This is a genomic window from Pseudoalteromonas sp. AOP31-A2-14, from assembly GCF_052378035.1.
Lineage (GTDB): Bacteria > Pseudomonadota > Gammaproteobacteria > Enterobacterales > Alteromonadaceae > Pseudoalteromonas.
Genome location: NZ_JBQSXI010000001.1, coordinates 367,448 through 387,245 on the forward strand (window position 1 = coordinate 367,448; position 19,798 = coordinate 387,245).

Genomic DNA, 19,798 nt, shown 5'->3' on the forward strand with positions numbered 1-19,798 from the left:
ATATGGATAAAATTACTGTAACTTCACCATTGTTACCCCCGCTAGAGGAGCTAACCCCCTACCTTGAAGATATTTGGCAGCGTAAGTGGTTAACGAATAGTGGTCATTATCATCAGCAATTAGAGCAAGTCTTGTGTGAATACCTTGATGTTCCTTATATTAGTTTGTTTTCTAACGGAACGTTAGCACTTATTACCGTATTGCAAGCACTTGAGCTGAAAGGTGAGGTTATAACCACGCCTTATACTTTTGTTGCAACAGCCCATGCCATTAAATGGAATAACTTAACCCCCGTTTTTGTTGATGTTGATCCTGAAACGTTTAACTTAGATCCTAAAAAAGTTGAAGCTGCAATTACCGATAAAACCTGTGCAATTTTGCCTGTGCATGTATATGGTACACCGTGTGATAATGACGCTATACAACAAATAGCCAATAAGCATAATTTACACGTTGTGTACGACGCCGCTCATGCATTTGCAGTAAAAGAGAATAACCAATCTATTTTAAATTATGGTGATTATTCTATTTTAAGCTTTCACGCAACTAAAGCCTATTCAACTATTGAAGGCGGCGCGGTAGTTTGTAAAACGTTAGAAGAAAAAAATAAGCTCGATCAATTAAAAAACTTTGGTTTTGAATCTGAAACACAAATTAGCATGTGTGGTATGAATGCAAAACTAAATGAAGTCCAAGCCGCTTTTGGTCTTGTCGCGTTAACAAAAATTGACGATGCTATTGCTAAAAGAAAAACGATAGCCTCTAAATATAATGAGACACTGAACGAAGTAAACGGTATTTCACCGCTTATATGTAAAAATAACATTGAGCAAAATTATTCATATTATCCAATAGTTATTGATGAAGCCGTTTACGGTATGAGCCGCGATGAACTATTAGAAAAACTTCAGCAGAATAATATTCTCGCAAGACGTTATTTTTATCCTTTAGTGACGGATTTTGAAATATATAAGCCATACAAAGTTGATGCACCTATTGCTCAATCGATATCTGATAATGTTCTTTGTTTACCGATCCATAACGATATCTGTAGCAAAGATTTAAAGAAAGTTATTGAGGTTGTCTGTGGTTAGTTTGTTAAAAAATACTGATTATAACTATTTATTAAACCTCTTAATTGCAGTTGATAGCGATTTTTACCCGTCTTTAAGTTCTAGAGTGAACTTGGAGCAATATACCTCAAAACTACTTGAAAAAGGGCGTGTTTTCGGTGTTTATAAAGAAAACAAATTAATTGGTGCTGTTGCTATCTATATGAATGATGTAGATAACAAAGTTAGCTATTGCCCATTTATTGCAGTCTTACCTGATTTTAGAGCACAAGGTATTAGTTTGTTATTAATTGAATCAGCTATTGCAGAATTAAAACGTCAAGAATTCAAAAAGCTATCTTTAACAGTCAGAGCAGATAGCCCAGCAAGTAAATTATATAAAAAAGTGGGCTTTGTAATTATTAAAAATTTTAATTATGACAAAACTGATATTCAAGGTTATGAAATGGAGTTAACAATATAATGTCTTTGTTAATAACTCCGTTGATAAAAGTTAAGTACTTAGGTTTAAATTTATTCATAAAACGTGATGATCTATATCCTATTTCTGGTGGTGGAAATAAAGGTCGAAAATTAGCGTATATTTTACAAAAGTGTTTAAACGATAACTGTAATGCTGTAGTCACCTGTGGTGGTGAGCAATCAAACCATGTAAGAGCGACTGCTATTCGCTGCAAAGAGTTAGGCCTTGCCTGTACTATTGTTATTCATGCGCCTAAGCCAAAGGTTATTGAAGGTAACTTAAAGCTCCTACACATATTAGGTGTTAAAATAGTTTTTTGTAGTATGTCAGATGTATCGAATGTAATGGATGCTGAAATGGCTATGCATCGCCAGCAAGGTCTGACCCCTTTTTATATATGGGGAGGGGGTCATTGTATCGAAGGAACTAACGCTTACGTTGATGCTGCTTTTGAGGCGCAAAACCAATCAACAGTACCGTTTGACTATGTTTTTCATGCAAGTGGTACTGGTGCAACGCAAGCAGGTTTGCATGTAGGTTTTAAGCAAATAAATTCAGCTACTCAGGTTGTCGGTATTAGTGTCGCGAGAGAAAACCCAAGGGGTACTGAAGCAATTACAGGCTCTGTTTTAGACTATGTTAAACACCACGGTTTAAACGAAAGTTTACGTGATGATGTTATCTTTGATGATAATTTCACGTGTGGTGGTTACGAAAAAAATAATATAGAGCAGTTAAATACTATAAAGAAAGTAGCAGAGCAAACAGGGATAATCCTTGACCCAACATATACAGGAAAAGCCTGGTATGGAATGGAGCAATATATTAACTCAGGGAAAGTAAAAACTGGTAGCAATGTTTTGTTTTGGCATACTGGTGGTTTATTAAACTTAATGGCATCAAAATTTATATGAATATATTATTAACATCCGTTGGCAGACGCACTTATTTAGTTGAGTACTTTAAGACCGCGCTGGAAGAATTAAATGGAAAAGTTCATGCGGCAAATAGTGTTGAAACTTACGCTTTGAGTCAAGCCGATGCTTTTACGTTAACGCCGCAAATTTATTCTGACACCTACATATCATTTTTACTTGATTACTGTAAAAAAAATGATATCTCGGTGATTATCTCGCTTTTTGATATAGATTTACCCATATTAGCAAACCATAAAAAAGTGTTTAAAGAGCAGGGGATCGACGTTATTGTATCAGAGCCTGAAGTTATTGATATTTGTAATGACAAATGGAAAACCTATCAGTTTTTAACAAAACATAACATTAAGACCCCGAAAACGTATATCGCGCTTACCGAAGCGAGTGACGCATTAAGCTTAGGTGACTTACAGTATCCTGTAATAATTAAGCCGCGTTGGGGGATGGGCTCTATAGGTATTTATAAAGCGGAGGATCAAGAAGAGTTACGTGTGCTTTATAAAAAAGTACAAAATGAAATTGAATCATCCTATTTAAAATTTGAATCAAATACAGATATCAATAATGCCATTTTAATACAGCAATGCATACAAAGTGATGAATACGGTATTGAAGTAATAAATGACTTACAAAAAAACTATGTTACAACATTTTGTAAGCATAAATTAGCGATGCGCTCAGGTGAAACAGACCAAGCCATGACGATTGAAAATACTAAGCTGTCAAAGATAGGACAAAACCTATCATTAGCACTTGGTCATATTGGCGTGCTTGATTCTGATTGCTTAGTTGAAAATGATGAGTTTTACGTGCTGGAGTTGAATGCCCGTTTTGGTGGGCAATACCCGTTTTCACACTTGGCGGGTGCAAATATACCACAGCAAATTATAGATTGGTGCGCTGATAAAGGTACTGTTTTAAATAATGTGACAATAACACCGAATGTCGTAATGGCTAAAAATATTCAACCGGTAATCCTTTAATCGAATGATGCGTTTGTTAAGAGTCAATTCATATTGCAAAGTATTATTAGGAGAGAGTTAAGTGCCAGACAAGTTATTTAATATTGATGCTTTTAGAACTGAACCACTACCAACCGAAGCCGAAGTAATGGCCAACTGGCAAGGTGATATTGAAAAGCCTATGGTCAGTATACTGTGCAATACTTACAATCAAAAAATATATATTGAAGATGCTTTCAGAGGTTTTTTGATTCAACAAACAGGCTTCGTTTTTGAGGTGATTATCCACGATGATGCTTCAACAGATGGCACGAGTGATATTGTTAGAGAGTATGCAAAACGTTATCCTAAAATTTTTAAACCTGTCATTCAAACTGAAAACCAATATTCACAAAAGAAAAAAATAATAAGTATCTCTGCTTCTTACGCAAAAGGTGAATATATAGCTATATGTGAAGGTGATGATTTTTGGATTGACGAATTTAAGTTAAATAAACAGGTTAATGCTTTACTTGAACTCCCTAACCTAAAGTTATGCTTTACTGCAGCACTCAGTCTTGATCAAAATAACTGTACTAAGGTTATTGCAAGCTATAACAATGATAAATTAATAATTCCGTCTTCTGAAGTTATTCAAGGGGGGGGAGACTTTATCCCTACAGCATCGATAGTCATGCATAGTAGTGTAATGAAAAGCCTCCCTACTTGGTTTGCTAGCGCCCCTGTTGGAGATATTTTTATTCAAATAAATGGTGCGAAAGACGGTGGTGCTTTATATCTTCCTGATCATACAACAGTCTATAGAGTCGAAGCTCTTGGTTCATGGAGTGCCTCACAAAAGTTAGTTAGCGAGGATAAAATTAAAAATAATGTAGAGCTATTAGTTAAATGTTATAGCTTACTTGCTCAAGGCAGTACATATAAAAGTGATTTTGAACAAGCAATACTTAATGTTTATATTTCAAATGCATTAAAAGCCATATCACAAAAAAGGTACGGGCTTGCAAAATACTTTATAGATATGTCAAAAACGATTCCAATTAATAGTAAAAGAAAACTTACCCTCATTTGCTTTAAGTATTTTTTACCGCTGTTCAGATTTTTAAAGAACGCTTTAAAAAGTAAAGTATGAGCACTTAATATAGGTCATATAAATGCTCATAAAAACTAAACATATATTCTTTTTTTTATTAATCTTTTTATCCCTTTATACTGTCCGGATCGCTGGGCCTATATCTGTTGCTGATTTAGGTTCTATTTTTTTTGTTTTAATCTCATTATTAAAATATAGAAAGGTAGTATTGAGCGATTATAATATGATCTTTGTTATCTGGGTACTTGTTTCGTTTATATCGTCACTGAGCTTAATGTATGAAGGTTATTTCACGGTTACAGGGTTTTTCGGTACTGCAATAAGGATCCTTGTTTCACTTTCCCTTATGCTTTGCTTACCTCTTTGGCTCAGAACCGAAAAAAATAAGTTTGCAGTAGCAAATAGCTTGTCGTCTGTAGTTATTTTTCATAGTTTCGTGCAGCTATTATTTGTTGCGCTATTTTATTTAAACAAAGCACCTTTTCTTAATTTAGTTCCACATGGTGATCAATCTAATAGACAGCATTGGCTTAATATATACGACTATACATTTTACACCCGGTTTGGAGGTGTATTTGAAGAGCCGTCTTGGTATTCGTGGTTCATGGTTGCTTGTCTAGGTTTAATTATCGCGTACGAAATACATAATAAGGTAACGTTAATCACAAAAAAGAAATGGTTAGTTATTTTATTAGCTTTATTTTTTACTTACTCGATAGCTGGTATTGCATCTGTTTGTATTTTGCTTGCTTACAAAGTATTGAGTGGGAATGGAAAAGCGAAACTCCAAGGAGTGGTTTTGGCATCAATCAGCATTCCTACTATAGTGCTTTTAAACCCTGATTCTGCTTTATTAAATCGTATAATTGGAATACTTAGTGGTAATGATGGTTCATCAAACACACGAATTTTTGATGCATTTAGTAAGTTAAAAGTGATTCTATCAAATAATCTAAGTGGCACAGGTATTGGTAATAGTCTAGAAGGGATTTTATATTATGATCATGCACAACAATTTAATATTACTTCTACGCAAAATGGTTATGTCGAAGCCTTTGTCTCTACAGGATTAATAGGCGGTGCGATATTCATGGTGCCCTTTATTTACTTTATGTTTGAGAAGAAGTATAGGCTATCGCTCATTACAATGACGCTGGTTTTTTTTACAACAAGTGCACTATTTATAGTGGTAATGTGGTTTTTTATGAGTTTGTCATATTATCTATATAAAAAGCCAAGAAACGAAAAGAAAAGTAGTTCAGCCTTAACTTAGCTGTATGCGAGTAAATTATTTAATGAAGGTACCATGAAAAAAGAGTTAGTTATATCAACAGTATTTAGTCACTTAAGTAAAACTAAGCAGCTTGCTGAGCAATGCTTTTCTTCAACGGGCATACGTTCAACAATTGTATGCCAGCTATTTGAACTAAAGGATACAAGCTATCCAAATGAGTACACTCAAGCCTATAATATTATTTATTCAGAAGATCGTGGCTTAGCAAGAAGTCGAATGCTGGGGGTATTAGCTTCGAGTGCAGACTTAATTTGGATCGCCGATGATGATATAGAAGTGATTCCTCAGGGAGCCGAAGAAGCTTTTCATGCATTAGAAGTAAGTAATGCTGATTTTATAACCACTAAATATGCTATTAATGAGTCTCAGGAACGTAAAAAGTATTCAGATTCAGAGTATAAACATAATCGAATAAGTGCGATGAAAGTAAGTTCGATAGAAATATTTGTTAACAAAAACAAGATCCTTAACAAGGGGGTTGCCTTTGATACTCGTTTCGGTTTAGGTGCGCATTATAAGTCTGGCGAAGAAAATGTGTTCCTTACTGATATTTTATCTAAAGGTGGACAAGGTCATTATGTACCAATTATGACGTCGTATCATCCCGATGAAACATCAGGAGGTGATTTTAAAAGTCCGCAAGCAAATGAATCTAAAGGGGCGATATTTCGCAGAGTTTTTGGCTTTTATGGTATCCCATTGTTAATTGCTTTTTATTTAAAAAGGTTGCTGAAAAAAGAAATTAGATTAGCTTGTTTTTTTTCCACACTACTTGTCTCATTTAGAGGTTTTTTTGAATTTAAATAATGTTTTATACTTTATTACACTTTGTATTATAACTTGAATTCAAGTATTAAGTGCAATCATTATGCAGCCACCAGAACTTCTGATTGCCCCGTAAATAATTCATGAGGGGTTTTATACCCTCTTGTTTTTCTTGGCCGATGGTTGAGCTTATCAACTGCCGCCTGTATCTCTGCTTCACTTAGCGCCATAAAGTCAGTTCCCTTGGGGAAGAAGCGTCTAAGTAAGCCGTTGGTATTCTCATTTATGCCCCGCTCCCATGATGAATAGGGATGAGCGAAATACACATCAGCTTCTAATTTTTGTGCAACATGCTCATGGTGAGCAAACTCTTTTCCATTATCTAACGTCACGGTAATAACCTTACCTTTATATGGTGTCATACACGTGATCAGCGCATCGGCTGTTATTTTCGCATGCTTGCTTTCAATTCTGTGAACGACTGTATATAACGTTTTACGTTCAACCATTGTGACAAGCGCATTTTTACGCCCTTTACCTATCACTGTATCGCCCTCCCAATCACCAATCCTAGACTTTGAATCCACAATACTTGGGCGTTCATCAATGCTGACTCGATTAACTATCTGTCCACGTTTATCATAGCTTCCATAGCGTTTTTTATACTTTTTACATGCACGAGTGAGTGTCTTATGTAGCTTGCCACCACGAGCCTTGTCTCTGTAAATATATTGATAAATTGTTTCATGATGTAAAACGACCTGTTTCTCTAAAGCTAAGCGGCCTGCCACTTGCTCAGGGGAAAGTCCGTCATGCAACAATTTATTAATCCAGTGAGTGACGTCCTCTGTTAACTTACTTGCTTTGAAAGATGACTTACGTCTTTGTTCAGCAAAGTTATTGGCTTGGTTAGGCCGATAGCCTTTAAGTCCTTTATTGCGTTTTAGCTCTCTAGAAATAGATGACGGTGAACGAGTTAGTTCTTCAGCTATCTGCTTTTGGTTATTTCCTGCTTTTATTAACGCGTAAATCTGGTATCTTTCTTCTTGTGTCAGCTGTTTATATTTCATTAAAGCAATTTCCTTTGGCGAGAAAATGGCCGAATTATAACAGCTGGCCATCTAATCTGAGAAATTGCACTTATTATCCGAATTTAGGTAATTATTATAAATATTCACTTATTACTTAGTAGTTAGGCTTGTTTTTGTGACTCAACGAAACCGCAAAATCATTTAGGTGGTATTATTGCCACTCAAGCAGAGATGCTCTATGACAAAATAGCGTGGCACTTTTTCAAGAATTTAAACTTTATAAAAAAACTAATCTCTGATGAATATTCATTTCCAGAAGCTGCTCGTTCACTAGACGCTGGTGAAACAGCCCTTCATCGCAGGGTTAAACAATTATAAGTCCAAGGAGATTACCCCACAACATTGCGCTCAATTAGAAACAGTTGTATCAAAGTCCTTTTTTAACAAGCTTCTAAAAAGTAGGCTTTTATGTATAATGCACGTTTTTTTAGCTTTGTAGTTATTTTGGTTTACATATTGTAACAGTATTTTCTTTTTGGATGTGTTCTGATGGTCTCAGAACTAAACTTTGCTATATCTAGGGTTAAAATGTCGGCGATTATTTTTTCATTCTGCATAAGTTTTATTTCAATTTTATTAATGAAACCTTTTGCTTTTCGTATTGGTTTAGTAGATGAACCTAATTATCGAAAGAACCATAATGGATCCATTCCTTTAATTGGAGGGCTCTCTGTTTTTTCTGGTGCAGCATTTAGCTCTGTATTATTTTTAGACTTAAACCTTCAGCTCCAATTCTTTCTTTTCGCAGCTTTTGCATTGCTTGTGTTGGGAGCTTTCGATGATAAATATGATTTGTCCGTAAAATCCCGTATTGCAGTCCAAGTTTTACTTTCTTTTTTAATGGCGTATTTCACTGGTTTATCAATATCAGACCTTGGGAATCTAGGCGGCGCTGGGGATATAAAGTTGGGTGGCTTTTCTATCGTTTTCACCTGCATCGCTGTTATTGCAGCAATTAATGCATTTAATATGATTGATGGTATTGATGGGTTGGTAGGTACTCTTAGCTTTATATCATTCGGCTTTATTAGCTGGTTTCTGTTTTCAGAGCAAAATTCTTGGTATTTGCTCGCTTTATTGTTCATGGCATCACTAAGTGCATTTTTGGTATTCAATTTGCGCTGGCCATTTAAAGGCGTTAATAAAATTTTCATGGGTGATGCTGGCAGCATGCTAATTGGCTTCTCTGTCGTATGGTTGTTAATAGTGGGTACCCAGGTTGAGAATAAGGCTTTTAACCCTGTTACATGTTTGTATTTTATAGCTATACCTCTTATGGATATGGCTGCAATAATGTATCGAAGAATAAAAAAGGGTAAGTCACCGTTTAAGCCAGACCGTGAGCATTTGCACCATATATTTGAAAGGGCTGGGTACTCTCGAAAACAATCATTATTTTATATCGCGTTAGTTGCAACTTGTATTGCAAGTGCAGGGGCATCAATGGAGGCTTTAGGTGCACCTGAATGGTTTATGCTGCTCGTTTTTCTGACTATATTTGTGATCTATAACAACTTACTAATGCATATTTGGCGCATTGTTGCATGGATTCGCAAGAAGAAAAATGCCCAGATTATATAATATGAGTACCAATTATTATAAGTAGTGATTAGCCACTTCGCTTTAAAAATAAACTCAACAACTTCAATTCCTAATGATATTTTGTTTTAAATAGGAAAGTTATTTACTATTTTATGGTTTAATATTTTGAAAAATATAAAAGTTTCTATAATCACCGCTACATATAATTCCGAAGATTTTATTCTAGATACCTACCAAGGCATACTAAATCAAACATGTAATAACTGGGAGTGGCTCATCACTGATGACTGCTCCTCAGATAAAACCTTATCTATTTTAGCTGAATTGGTTAAAAAAGATCCAAGAGTGAAATGCTTTAAGAATAATAAAAACTCCGGTGCGGCTAAGTCTCGTAATAATAGTATCAAGCACGCGACTGGAGAGTTTCTCGCGTTTGTAGATAGTGACGATATTTGGACTCCAGATAAATTAGAAGTACAACTTGGTCAAATGGAAGCAAAGCAGTTAGCATTTAGCTTTACCGGTTATAGTTTAATAACCGAGCAAGGTGAACCATTAGAGCAAACAGTAGATAAAGATAACATCGGCTTTGTAAATTACGAAGATATGCTGAAAAAGAAAGCAACGTTAGGCTGTTCAACTGTGATACTAAAAATTGATCAATTTAACAAAGAAGACCTACAGATGCCTGATCTAAGAACTGGTCAAGACTATGCCTTTTGGTTAAAACTATTAAAAGAAGGAGCGAATGCATATTGTATCGGGGGTACTTATACATTATACAGAATTGTGAGTAATTCAATCTCTAGAAATAAATTCAAAAAATCAAAGAGACAATGGCTTATTTATCGAAGAGTTGAGAAGTTAGGGTTTATAAAATCTTCAGTATGTTTTATGTTTTATGCATACAGAGCTATATTTAGATGTTAAGTGTATTTTTTAATTTTCGAGTAAAAATAACGGAAAGTATTAAGCGACAATTACGGTGGCCGGTCTAGCGACAATTATCTTGGCCGGTTGATCTGATAAGGTTCGGTACAGCAGAACGGAGGAGTTCACTGTGCCGGGAACACGAATCACTGATCAGCAGGTCACTATTTATATGAAACATAGAAAACGTAATAGCCAAGTTATCGCGGCTGCGAAAGCAGGTATTTCAGAACGTTCAGCAAGGCGCATTGATAAACTGGATGAGCAGCCATTGTCTAATAAACGCCAATGGCGAACGCGTATAGATCCACTTGAGTCTATCTGGGACAGTATTGTTGTCCCTCTACTTCAAGGTGATGCAACGTTAACTCCGGTGGGAATTTTTGATCACCTTTGCGAGTTTCACACCGACAAATTTAACCCTAGCTCACGGCGTACATTAGAGCGTCGAATTCATAAATGGCGGGCACTGTATGGCTCAAGTAAAGAGGTCGTATTCCTGCAAACACACGAGTATGGCCTATTAGGTATGTGTGATTTTACACATGTGAAGTCACCCGTTACCATTGCTAGTGAACCCTTAAAGCATATGTTGTTTCATTATCGTATGCCCGCCAGTGGCTGGGCTTACGCCCAAGTGATCTACGGCGGTGAAAGCTTTGCTGCTTTTTCTGATGGCGTGCAAAACGCATTTAAAGCAGCCGGCGGTGTGCCTAAAGAAGTGCGTACAGACAGTCTGAGTGCCGCCTATCGTAATCACACTAATGATAACGATTTTACAGAGCGCTTTAATGAATTAGTCACCCATTATGGCTTTAAAGCGACCCGCAATAACCGCGGTATTGCGCATGAAAATGGGGCTATTGAGAGCCCTCATGGGCATCTTAAATCGCAACTGGAGCAAGCATTAAAAATCCGTGGTAGTTATGACTTTCAGACAAGAGAAGTCTATGAATCGTTTGTTGCCGACATTGTAGCTCGCCGTAATCGCCGTGTAAGTGATAAATACGCAGTAGAGCAGCGACAATTACATGCTTTACCACGGACGATGAGCGTCAATTACACCGAGCATTATCTAACGGTGTCACGTACGAGTACTATTTCATTGAAACGTGTTACCTATAGCGTCCCGTCACGCCTTATTGGTAGCCGATTACTGGTTCGTTTATATGACAACCGTTTAGAGCTGCACTATGGCAGCGATTTAGTTCAAACGTTAGCGCGTGTCTATGCTTCTAAAGGATGCCGTGCACGTAATATTAGTTACTTGCATGTTATTGACGCACTGGTTAAAAAACCATTGGCATTTCGCTACTCACAACTACGTGACGACTTACTTCCAAGCGACAATTACAAAGCTATTTGGGAATACGTTAATGCCCACCTTTTAGCGGATGAAGCGAGCTATTACATGGTAAAACTGCTCCATTTAGCAAAACAAAGTGGGTGCGAACGTCAATTAGGACGATTTGTAGCAGCGTCAATTACTCAGCGACAATTACCGGCCATCCGAGAATGTGAAGCGCAATTTTTAGTGATTGCATCAAACATACCCACAATAACAATAAAGCAACACAGCTTGAGCGCTTATAGCAGCATGATACCGGGAGGTCTACATGGATAACTTCACGGCCTCGTTACCTTTAATGCTGAAACAATTAAAGCTTAGCACCATGCTTCAACAGTGGAATACCCTGGGCAAAAAAGCGATAGAAGAACAATGGAGCCCACAGCAATACTTATCTGAGCTGTGCCATATTGAACTTGCGACACGCGATGATAAACGCCTTCAGCGGCTTTTAAAAGATGCAAAATTGCCCGTGGGTAAACACCTTAGCAGCTTCGACTTTACCCTTGTTGATGGGGTTAGTAAGCCCCTTGTTGCTGATTTAATAAATCAGCCGGATTGGTTGAAGCACGGTGGCAATATATTGCTATTTGGCGCCAGTGGTCTTGGTAAAACGCATATCGCCAGTAGTATCGGTTATGGCCTTATCGAGCAGGGCCATAAAGTTAAGTTTGTTGCCGCGTCAGCGATTGTTCAACAACTCCAGCAAGCAAAGCGACATTTACGCTTGCAAGACGAACTTGTAAAGCTCGATAAATACAGCTTATTAATCGTTGATGACGTTGGTTACGTACGAAAAACGGAACAGGAAACGAGCGTGCTGTTTGAATTGATAGCCCATCGCTATGAGCGACACAGCATGATCATCACATCAAACAAATCATTCGAACAATGGGATGAACTATTTGATGATTCAACGATGACTGTAGCGGCAATAGATCGCTTGGTTCATCATGCAACGATTATTCATTGCGAAGGTGAAAGTTACCGACGCAAAACAGCGCTCAATAAGAGCAAATAAAATTCGGTGTCAACCGGCCAAGATAATTGACGCGGAACCGGCCAAGTTAATTGACGCTAGATAGGAAAGTGTTAGTAATAATTATAAATGTACTATCGTAGGATTGGTAGGCTTGTTTGACGTTATGTTATTAGCACTAAACAGTCAGATTATTACTCTTTATAGATGAGCAAAAAATAGCGTTGCTGAACAATAAATATTTACCTTTATAGGGTTTAAGGGTAAGAGTTTTTTAAATAAGTCGGTTAACTTTATTGCTACTACTGATAAGTTAAAAGTTTATACAAAAGTAAGCTTTGTTATTATTGCTACACCTACGGATTACGTCCTGCAACAAATTACTTTAATACCAAATAATCAGTTAAAGCTGTGACCTCAGATGTGTTCTGTATTAATGCCTCTATATTAATAACTATAAAATAAACAGTACTTGTTGGTTTCACAGAAAAGTAAAAAAGTACTTTAATGAATTTAAGCAAATATCTGATATGGTTGTTTAAGCCCGTATGGTTGATAAGCCGAGTGATATTGCAGAGAAAGTTTATTTGCGCGACTTGTTTAGTCGAAATTAATCACCGCGAGACGATTAAAAATCAGTAACCTTTTCGTACCTTAAACCGCTCCTATGTGAGATTGTCTGATCTATTTTGCTATTTCGACTTTTACATCCATACCTAACACCTCTTTGTACTTTTGAGCTAACGCTTGCTTGGCTTGCTCGTCGCCGTGCACTATTTTTATAAGCTTAGGCTTTTTGCGCATGCCGGTTACAAATTTAATTAACCCATTTTGATCGGCATGAGCACTGTAACCGCTAATGGTATGCACTTTTGCATTAATAGTGATACGTGTATCGTTTATATAAACATAACCATTTTTAGGCCCATAGGTTTGGATGTCTCGCCCGAGCGTGCCGCGGCCTTGGTAACCTACAAATAATACATCAGTGGTTTTATCATTTAAGAATCGCCCTAAGTAATTAACAATTCGGCCACCGCTACACATACCACTTGCAGCTAAAATAATGGCTGGTGTTTGCCGCGAACTTAAATAGTTAATTATAGCTATATGATCCTTGTGTGAATCAATAGTCGTTAGATTTTTAAAATCGAGCGGGTGCCTACCGTTTGCAACTTTGCGTTTTGCCTCACTATCCCATAGGTGCTTAAACTTTTTGTATTGCTCAGTAAAATTGGCTGCCATAGGGGAGTCGAGTATTACGTGAATGTCTCGCCACTTAGACTTTTTAGATGAACTATGTATGAGTTGCTCTAGCTCGTATAGCAACTCCTGTGTGCGGCCAATACTAAAAGCAGGTACTACAACAACACCATTATCGGTTACTGCGCGTTCAATAATACTTTTTAAAGCTTTAGTGCGCTCCTTACGGCCTTGGTGGTTTTTATCGCCGTAGGTTGATTCAATAACGAGGGTGTCGGCTTTATAGGGCGGTTTAGGTGAGGGGAGTAGCGGAGTATACGGCGCGCCCAAGTCGCCTGAAAATACAACACGATGATTATTATTATCGCTATTTGTAACATCAATTTCAATATAGGCGGAGCCTAATATATGCCCAGCACGCTGAAATCTCGCTTTAGCTTTATTAAACCCTTTGCAAGGTAGTTCAAACCACGCTTTATAATCAACTGCAACTATTTGCTTTTTTAATAAGTTTAAGCATGCGGCTATAATTTTAGGGTCGCGGGTTACGCCCACTTTTAAAGCATCTTCTATTACTAAAGGTAATAAACTGGCTGATGCAATACTTGTAAAAATTGGCCCTTTAAAACCGGCTGCTAATAAGTAAGGAATTCGACCAACATGATCTATATGGCAATGGGTAACAATAAGCGCAGTAACATGGGTTATATTAAACCCAATTGATAAATCGGCTTTAGAGTCTTCGCCTTGGAATAACCCGCAATCAATAAACACACTTGCTTGTTGGTTAATAACCAATTCGTGGCATGAACCAGTAACCCCATTAACCGCTCCGTGGTGAAGTATTTGCATTATGCTTCCTTGCTATCAATTTGTTATATTGAATTTTAAGGTAGAGGTAAAGCTATAAATATTCAAGGTTCTAAATATAAACAATCATAAACAATCATCGCCCAATAAATAACAACTTGTTAGTGTAAATTTACGTAGCCCTTATGCTTTAACTTCTGCAAAAAACAAACTCACTGAACGGAATTAGTTTGCCACACAATATTTACATAGGCACTTTATGTTGGCTATAATGCCTCCCTTATTTAGTTTGTAATTGTATTTTTTACAATTTAGTTATGTATTAAGAGCTATTATGGAGTGTTGGTATTTAGTCGTATGCAAACCTAAGCAAGAAGAGCGGGCTAAAACCAACTTAAAAAATCAAGGAATTGAAGCGTTTTACCCCAAATTAACTACTGAAAGGCTGGTTAAAAGGCGTTGGACTGTCAAACACACGGCTTTATTCCCTAATTATTTATTTGTATGCCTTAAATCAAAAAATGGTAATTTTTCTGCTGTAAAAAATACCCGTGGAATAAATGGCTTTGTTTCTTATGGAGCAAATTACCAATTAGTTTCCAAGCAGATAATAAATCAACTAAAAAATGAACGTTCGCACACTATAGAATCAAAAATACCAAAAACAGGTGATGTAATAAGTGTTAATAACGAGTCATTTAACAATATACAAGCGATATACAAAGAGCCTGATGGCGACTTGCGCAGTATTTTACTAATTAACTTACTCAATCAAAAAATTGAAATAAGTGTCGATAATAAAGATATTGCTAAATAAAAGATTTTAAAAACTAAAAACACAAACCCTGACTAATAGAATATTTATATAAATTTGAATATGTATTAGTACATAGGATATCAGTAAATAGGGACTGTAACCTAAGGGCGGAAGCGTGCCTAAAATGCTAAAACCATGTGTTTAATTTGCGAGTTAGGTGCGGCTTTGCTTTTGTAACGAGCAAAGCTTGTTGTAGGGGGAAAAATAAATTAAGAGACCGCTTCGCTTTAGGGAAGTAAACAGCCTTAAGTAGTTGTTTAAGAAGCTTCTGATTTACCTCACATTCACTTTTTTGTACTATTAATGATGAATGAATTTATTTTTACTAAAACAGCTATTAATTGAATTTATTCATAAAGACCTTATGAAAATGCTGATATAATGTCAGTGTTAATAAAAGCTTGGTTACAAATTTATTACAAAGCAAGGGATGTTGCTTCACAATAATGCACATGCTTTAATTAGCCAGCGAAAATATAACAGCACATATCAATAACTAAGCTGAAAGTTTTAGAATTTAATATTATTTTGGGAATAAACAATGGCGCTAAGCTATAAAACACTTGTAGCATCACTCACGTTGCTAACAATGACAGGTTGTACAATCATCCCCGGTAGCCATTTCGAAGGAATCGAATCGGGTGAACAAACAAAAAACCTAGAACAAGACCTTGAAAAAGTAAACATTCAAATCATCGATTCTTCACTTATTAATGAGCAAAAACTTTCTCAAGCAAAAAATATCAAGCCTTCAAGCCTTGATGGTATTGATGCATCTAATTACGAATACCGTTTAGGTGTGGGGGATGTGTTAACAATTGGTGTATGGGATCATCCTGAACTAACTATTCCTGCAGCAGTGCAACGTACCGCAGAATTTGATGGTTTTCGAGTGCAAGCTGATGGCACCATTACTTTCGCCTACGCACCAAATATACCCGCTGCAGGTAAAACAGTAGACGAAGTACATAAAGAATTAGTTAAGCGTTTAAGCCGTGTTATTGAAGAACCGCAGATTGATGTAAAAATTGTTGGTTTTAAAAGCCAAAAAACCTACGTTACCGGTGAAGTAAATAAGCCAGGCATATACCCTGTAACCGAAATACCATTGACCTTAATTGATGCTCTAAACCAAGCTGGTGGCTTAACTGAAGCTGCCGATTGGCGCACAGTGACATTTATCCGTGGCGATAAAACTGAAGTTATTAAACTTGATGATTTTTATGCCCATGGTGATATTTCGCAAAATCGTTTACTACAACACGGTGATATAGTGCACGTAAATCGCAACGATTTACAAAAAGTGTTTGTATTAGGTGATGTTAAACGCGCAGGTACAGTGGGGGTTAATCGTTATGGTTTAAACTTGGCGCAAGCACTTAGTGATGCTGGTGGTTTAAACGAAAATACAGCCGATGCTAATGGCGTATTTGTACTGCGTAAACGCAACCTTGAAACTGACGGCGTGATTGCCGATGTGTATCAGTTGCATGCAAAAAATGTAGCAGCGCTAGTATTAGCCGAGCAATTTGAATTGCAACCACACGATATTGTGTATGTAACCTCTGCACCGCTTGCTCGTTGGAACCGTGTAATTAGTTTACTATTACCATCAATTTCTACAGTTGATGCAGTTAACGACGTAGCTAACACTAATTAAGGGTTAATAAAAGATGTTTGATTCTGTATTAGTGGTGTGTGCGGGCAATATTTGCCGCAGCCCTACGGCTGAATACGTATTAAAAAATAAATTAGTAGGTAAAAACGTAGCGGTATCGTCGGCGGGTTTAACCGCCCTTGAAGGCAAACCTGCTGACGCAGTTGCGCAGCAAATTGCTACCGTTAATGGTATTGACATGAGTGAGCATCAAGGTAGGCAAATTAGCACAAGTTTAGTTGCGCAAAATAGCGTGATTTTAGTGATGGAGCAACGCCACCTAAGCGACTTATGCACCCGCTACCCTGAAGCCCGCGGCAAAACCTTTTTGCTAGGTAAGTGGATTGGCGATAAAGAAATACCCGACCCTTACCGCCAAAGCCAAGAGGCCTTTGAGCATGTTTACACATTAATCGATAGCGCCTGTAGCGCTTGGCAAAAGTATTTATAAGGAATGGCTAATTTAATGAATACCCAGCCTAATAATAAAAGTAATAACAACACACAGGCCACGCAAGAAATTGATTTACTGGCGCTACTAGGTGCATTGCTCGATCGCAAATATTTTATAGTCGCCGTAACCGCGTTATTTATGTTTGCAGGTGTTGTTTATGCAGTATTAAGCACCCCTGTTTACCAAGCAACAGCCATGATACAAGTTGAAGACGGCGGCGCATCAGTTCCTGGTTTCGACGATATGGCCGGCATGTTCGAAAGTACATCAGCTGCAGTAACCGAAATAGAGCTACTTAAATCTCGTTCAGTTATAGGTGAAGCGGTTGATACATTAAAGCTTGATATAACTGCAGAGCCCAAATTGTTTCCGTTTATTGGTAGTCGTGCATTTCGTAAGTTTACCCCTATGAATGAAGGTGAACTTGCAAAGCCAAGCCTAGGTGCAAAAAGTTATGCTTGGGGCGGTGAAAGCATCGATGTATTTAGGTTTGATGTACCGCGCTCAGCGATTGGCCAAGGTTTTACTCTGGTTGCACAGGAAAATAACAGTATTGCTTTAATTAATGGTGATAACGAAGAAGTTTTAACGGGTAAAGTTGGCCAAGAACTTACTAATAGTAAGTTTAATTTAACTATTCGCAGTTTGAATGCGCGTGCTGGCACTGAATTTATTTTAGCTCGCAAAGATCGTTTAAATACTATTTTAAACTTGCAAAGTGCTATTGGCGCGAGTGAAAAAGGTAAAGACTCAGGAATTATTAATTTAAGCCTGCAAAATACGAAACCTAATTACGCTGAAAAGGTGCTTGATAAAGTTGCTGCTATTTACGTACGCCGTAATGTAGAGCGTAATAGTGCCGAGGCACAAAAGTCGCTTGAGTTTTTAGAAGTTCAACTACCAGAAATTAAAAAGCAATTAGAGTACGCAGAGCAACGCTTTAACGACTACCAAATAAAGCGTCAATCAATAAATATAACGCTAGAAACACAAGGCGTTCTTGAACAAGTTGTTGAGCTTGAAACAAAACTACAAGAGCTAAACCTAAAACGATTAGAGCTGGGTCGTAAATTTAAAAAAGACCACCCAACCTATCAAGGTATGCTTGAGCAAATAGAAGCAGTTGAAAACCAAAAGCAAGAGCTAGTAGGTGAAGTAGGCAACCTACCAGAAACTCAACAAGAGCTACTACGTTTAAAGCGCGATGTTGAAGTAAGTAACGAAATTTACACAATGTTACTCGCTAAAACTCAAGAGCTAGATATAGTACGTGCAGGAACTGTAGGAAATGTACGTATTATTGATTACGCTGAGGTAAATACCTCAAAACCAGTTAAGCCCAAAAAAGCATTAATAGTGGTTATGGCCACGATGTTAGGGGGGATGCTGAGTGTCGCGATTGTACTAATACAAAAAGCGATGCATAAGGGAATTGAAGACCCCAATGATATTGAGGCTATAGGCCTGCCTGTTTACGCAAGTGTACCTTACTCTGAGCACCAAGATAAACTCACTGGTTTTGCTAAAGCACGAAAAAGGAAGCATAAAGAAGTAAATGAAAAGTCATTACTTGCTGTTGATAACCCTGCTGATCTATCAATAGAGGCGCTGCGTAGCTTACGCACCAGTTTACACTTTGCAATGATGGAGTCTAAAAATAATATTATTGCGATATCAGGGCCAAGTCCCAGTGTAGGGAAATCGTTTATATCTGTTAACTTAGCCTCAGTACTTGCACAAAGTGGTAAAAAAGTACTTATTATTGATGCCGATATGCGTAAAGGCTACTTGCAGAGCCAGTTTGGTTTAAAGTGGGCAGATGGGCTAAGTGATTACCTATCTGGCCGCTTAAATATAGAGCAAGTTACTAAACCAACCAAGGTTGAAGGTTTAAGTATTATTACCCGTGGGCAAATACCGCCAAATCCTTCAGAGCTATTAATGCATAGCAACTTTAGTAAATTAGTTGAAGATGTGAGCGGAGCTTATGACATTATTATTATTGATACTCCTCCAATACTTGCAGTAACCGACCCTGCAATTGTGAGTGCGCATGCAGGAACTACTTTATTAGTTGCTCGTTTTGGGCAAAGTCATTTACGTGAAGTAGAGCTTACACGAAATCGCTTTGAGCAAAATGGTATAGATGTAAAAGGCTTAGTATTTAATGGTGTAATTAAAAAAGCTAGCAATGCCTACGGCTATTACGGTTATTATAATTACGCTTACGAAAGTGATAAAAAATAAAAATATTTTGGGTGCCTATTGGGCACTTTTTATAAAAAGTATAAAAACAAGCAATTACAATGAGATAGTCTAAATTGACTGTCTCAATTTAGAAAAAAGTGTCTCAGTGGGTTGTAATAAAGCTGAGATGCTAAG

General features: G+C 37.2%; 17 protein-coding genes. 15 read left to right on the forward strand and 2 right to left on the reverse strand.

Translation table 11 applies throughout. From position 1 onward, the window contains the following. Positions 1-2: 2 nt before the first annotated feature. The 7 genes from ACT3S9_RS01665 to ACT3S9_RS01695 all read left to right on the forward strand — a co-directional run bounded on the left by ACT3S9_RS01665 (position 3) and on the right by ACT3S9_RS01695 (position 6,627). Positions 3-1,094 carry a DegT/DnrJ/EryC1/StrS family aminotransferase gene (locus ACT3S9_RS01665; protein WP_441993384.1) on the forward strand — a complete coding sequence of 364 codons (1,092 nt, stop codon included), beginning with the start codon at positions 3-5 and terminating at the stop codon, positions 1,092-1,094. Further along, positions 1,087-1,536 carry a GNAT family N-acetyltransferase gene (locus tag ACT3S9_RS01670; protein ID WP_441993382.1) on the forward strand — a complete coding sequence of 150 codons (450 nt, stop codon included), beginning with the start codon at positions 1,087-1,089 and terminating at the stop codon, positions 1,534-1,536. The genes ACT3S9_RS01665 and ACT3S9_RS01670 overlap by 8 nt, the downstream gene beginning before the upstream one ends. Next, on the forward strand, positions 1,536-2,450 hold the full coding sequence (locus tag ACT3S9_RS01675; protein WP_444750670.1) for a 1-aminocyclopropane-1-carboxylate deaminase/D-cysteine desulfhydrase: 915 nt from the start codon (positions 1,536-1,538) through the stop codon (positions 2,448-2,450). Before ACT3S9_RS01670 ends, ACT3S9_RS01675 begins: the two co-directional genes overlap by 1 nt. Then, complete coding sequence (locus ACT3S9_RS01680) at positions 2,447-3,454, forward strand: ATP-grasp domain-containing protein (protein WP_441994883.1); 1,008 nt, start codon at positions 2,447-2,449, stop codon at positions 3,452-3,454. The genes ACT3S9_RS01675 and ACT3S9_RS01680 overlap by 4 nt, the downstream gene beginning before the upstream one ends. A gap of 61 nt (positions 3,455-3,515) precedes the next feature. Then, positions 3,516-4,565 (forward strand): glycosyltransferase family 2 protein, encoded by a 1,050-nt coding sequence (locus ACT3S9_RS01685; protein ID WP_444750671.1) that lies wholly within the window; start codon positions 3,516-3,518, stop codon positions 4,563-4,565. A 184-nt stretch (positions 4,566-4,749) separates the two neighbouring features. Next, positions 4,750-5,799, forward strand: a complete 1,050-nt coding sequence (locus tag ACT3S9_RS01690) for an O-antigen ligase family protein (protein WP_444750672.1) — start codon at positions 4,750-4,752, stop codon at positions 5,797-5,799. A gap of 33 nt (positions 5,800-5,832) precedes the next feature. After that, positions 5,833-6,627: a glycosyltransferase gene (locus tag ACT3S9_RS01695; protein ID WP_441994880.1), complete on the forward strand. Its 795-nt coding sequence runs from the start codon at positions 5,833-5,835 to the stop codon at positions 6,625-6,627. A 59-nt stretch (positions 6,628-6,686) separates the two neighbouring features. Here the strand turns inward: ACT3S9_RS01695 and ACT3S9_RS01700 are convergent, their stop codons facing one another. Continuing rightward, complete coding sequence (locus tag ACT3S9_RS01700) at positions 6,687-7,655, reverse strand: IS30 family transposase (protein ID WP_086959932.1); 969 nt, start codon at positions 7,653-7,655, stop codon at positions 6,687-6,689. A 549-nt stretch (positions 7,656-8,204) separates the two neighbouring features. Between ACT3S9_RS01700 and wecA the strand changes: the two genes are divergently transcribed. The 4 genes from wecA (at position 8,205) to istB (ending at position 12,517) form a co-directional block, all read left to right on the forward strand. Then, positions 8,205-9,257 (forward strand): UDP-N-acetylglucosamine--undecaprenyl-phosphate N-acetylglucosaminephosphotransferase, encoded by a 1,053-nt coding sequence (wecA, locus tag ACT3S9_RS01705; protein ID WP_444750673.1) that lies wholly within the window; start codon positions 8,205-8,207, stop codon positions 9,255-9,257. Positions 9,258-9,383: 126 nt separating this feature from the next. Next, positions 9,384-10,148: a glycosyltransferase family 2 protein gene (locus tag ACT3S9_RS01710; protein ID WP_441994877.1), complete on the forward strand. Its 765-nt coding sequence runs from the start codon at positions 9,384-9,386 to the stop codon at positions 10,146-10,148. A gap of 130 nt (positions 10,149-10,278) precedes the next feature. Beyond that, positions 10,279-11,772, forward strand: coding sequence for an IS21 family transposase (gene istA, locus ACT3S9_RS01715; protein ID WP_443490040.1), 1,494 nt, complete (start codon positions 10,279-10,281; stop codon positions 11,770-11,772). Beyond that, entirely contained in the window at positions 11,765-12,517 is a 753-nt protein-coding gene (gene istB / locus ACT3S9_RS01720) for an IS21-like element helper ATPase IstB (RefSeq protein WP_208835222.1), read from the forward strand. Before istA ends, istB begins: the two co-directional genes overlap by 8 nt. A 642-nt stretch (positions 12,518-13,159) precedes the next feature. On the opposite strand, the gene ACT3S9_RS01725 is transcribed toward istB, so the two are convergent. After that, complete coding sequence (locus ACT3S9_RS01725; RefSeq protein WP_444750674.1) at positions 13,160-14,530, reverse strand: MBL fold metallo-hydrolase RNA specificity domain-containing protein; 1,371 nt, start codon at positions 14,528-14,530, stop codon at positions 13,160-13,162. A gap of 292 nt (positions 14,531-14,822) precedes the next feature. On the opposite strand from ACT3S9_RS01725, the gene rfaH reads away from it, so the two are divergent. The 4 genes from rfaH to ACT3S9_RS01745 all read left to right on the forward strand — a co-directional run bounded on the left by rfaH (position 14,823) and on the right by ACT3S9_RS01745 (position 19,663). After that, positions 14,823-15,305, forward strand: a complete 483-nt coding sequence (gene rfaH / locus ACT3S9_RS01730) for a transcription/translation regulatory transformer protein RfaH (RefSeq protein WP_444750675.1) — start codon at positions 14,823-14,825, stop codon at positions 15,303-15,305. Between the two features lie 541 nt (positions 15,306-15,846). Further along, on the forward strand, positions 15,847-16,965 hold the full coding sequence (locus ACT3S9_RS01735) for a polysaccharide export protein (protein WP_444750676.1): 1,119 nt from the start codon (positions 15,847-15,849) through the stop codon (positions 16,963-16,965). Positions 16,966-16,978: 13 nt separating this feature from the next. Next, positions 16,979-17,413, forward strand: a complete 435-nt coding sequence (locus ACT3S9_RS01740) for a low molecular weight protein-tyrosine-phosphatase (protein WP_192542882.1) — start codon at positions 16,979-16,981, stop codon at positions 17,411-17,413. 15 nt (positions 17,414-17,428) lie between these two features. Beyond that, positions 17,429-19,663: a polysaccharide biosynthesis tyrosine autokinase gene (locus tag ACT3S9_RS01745; protein WP_444750677.1), complete on the forward strand. Its 2,235-nt coding sequence runs from the start codon at positions 17,429-17,431 to the stop codon at positions 19,661-19,663. Positions 19,664-19,798 lie beyond the last annotated feature (135 nt).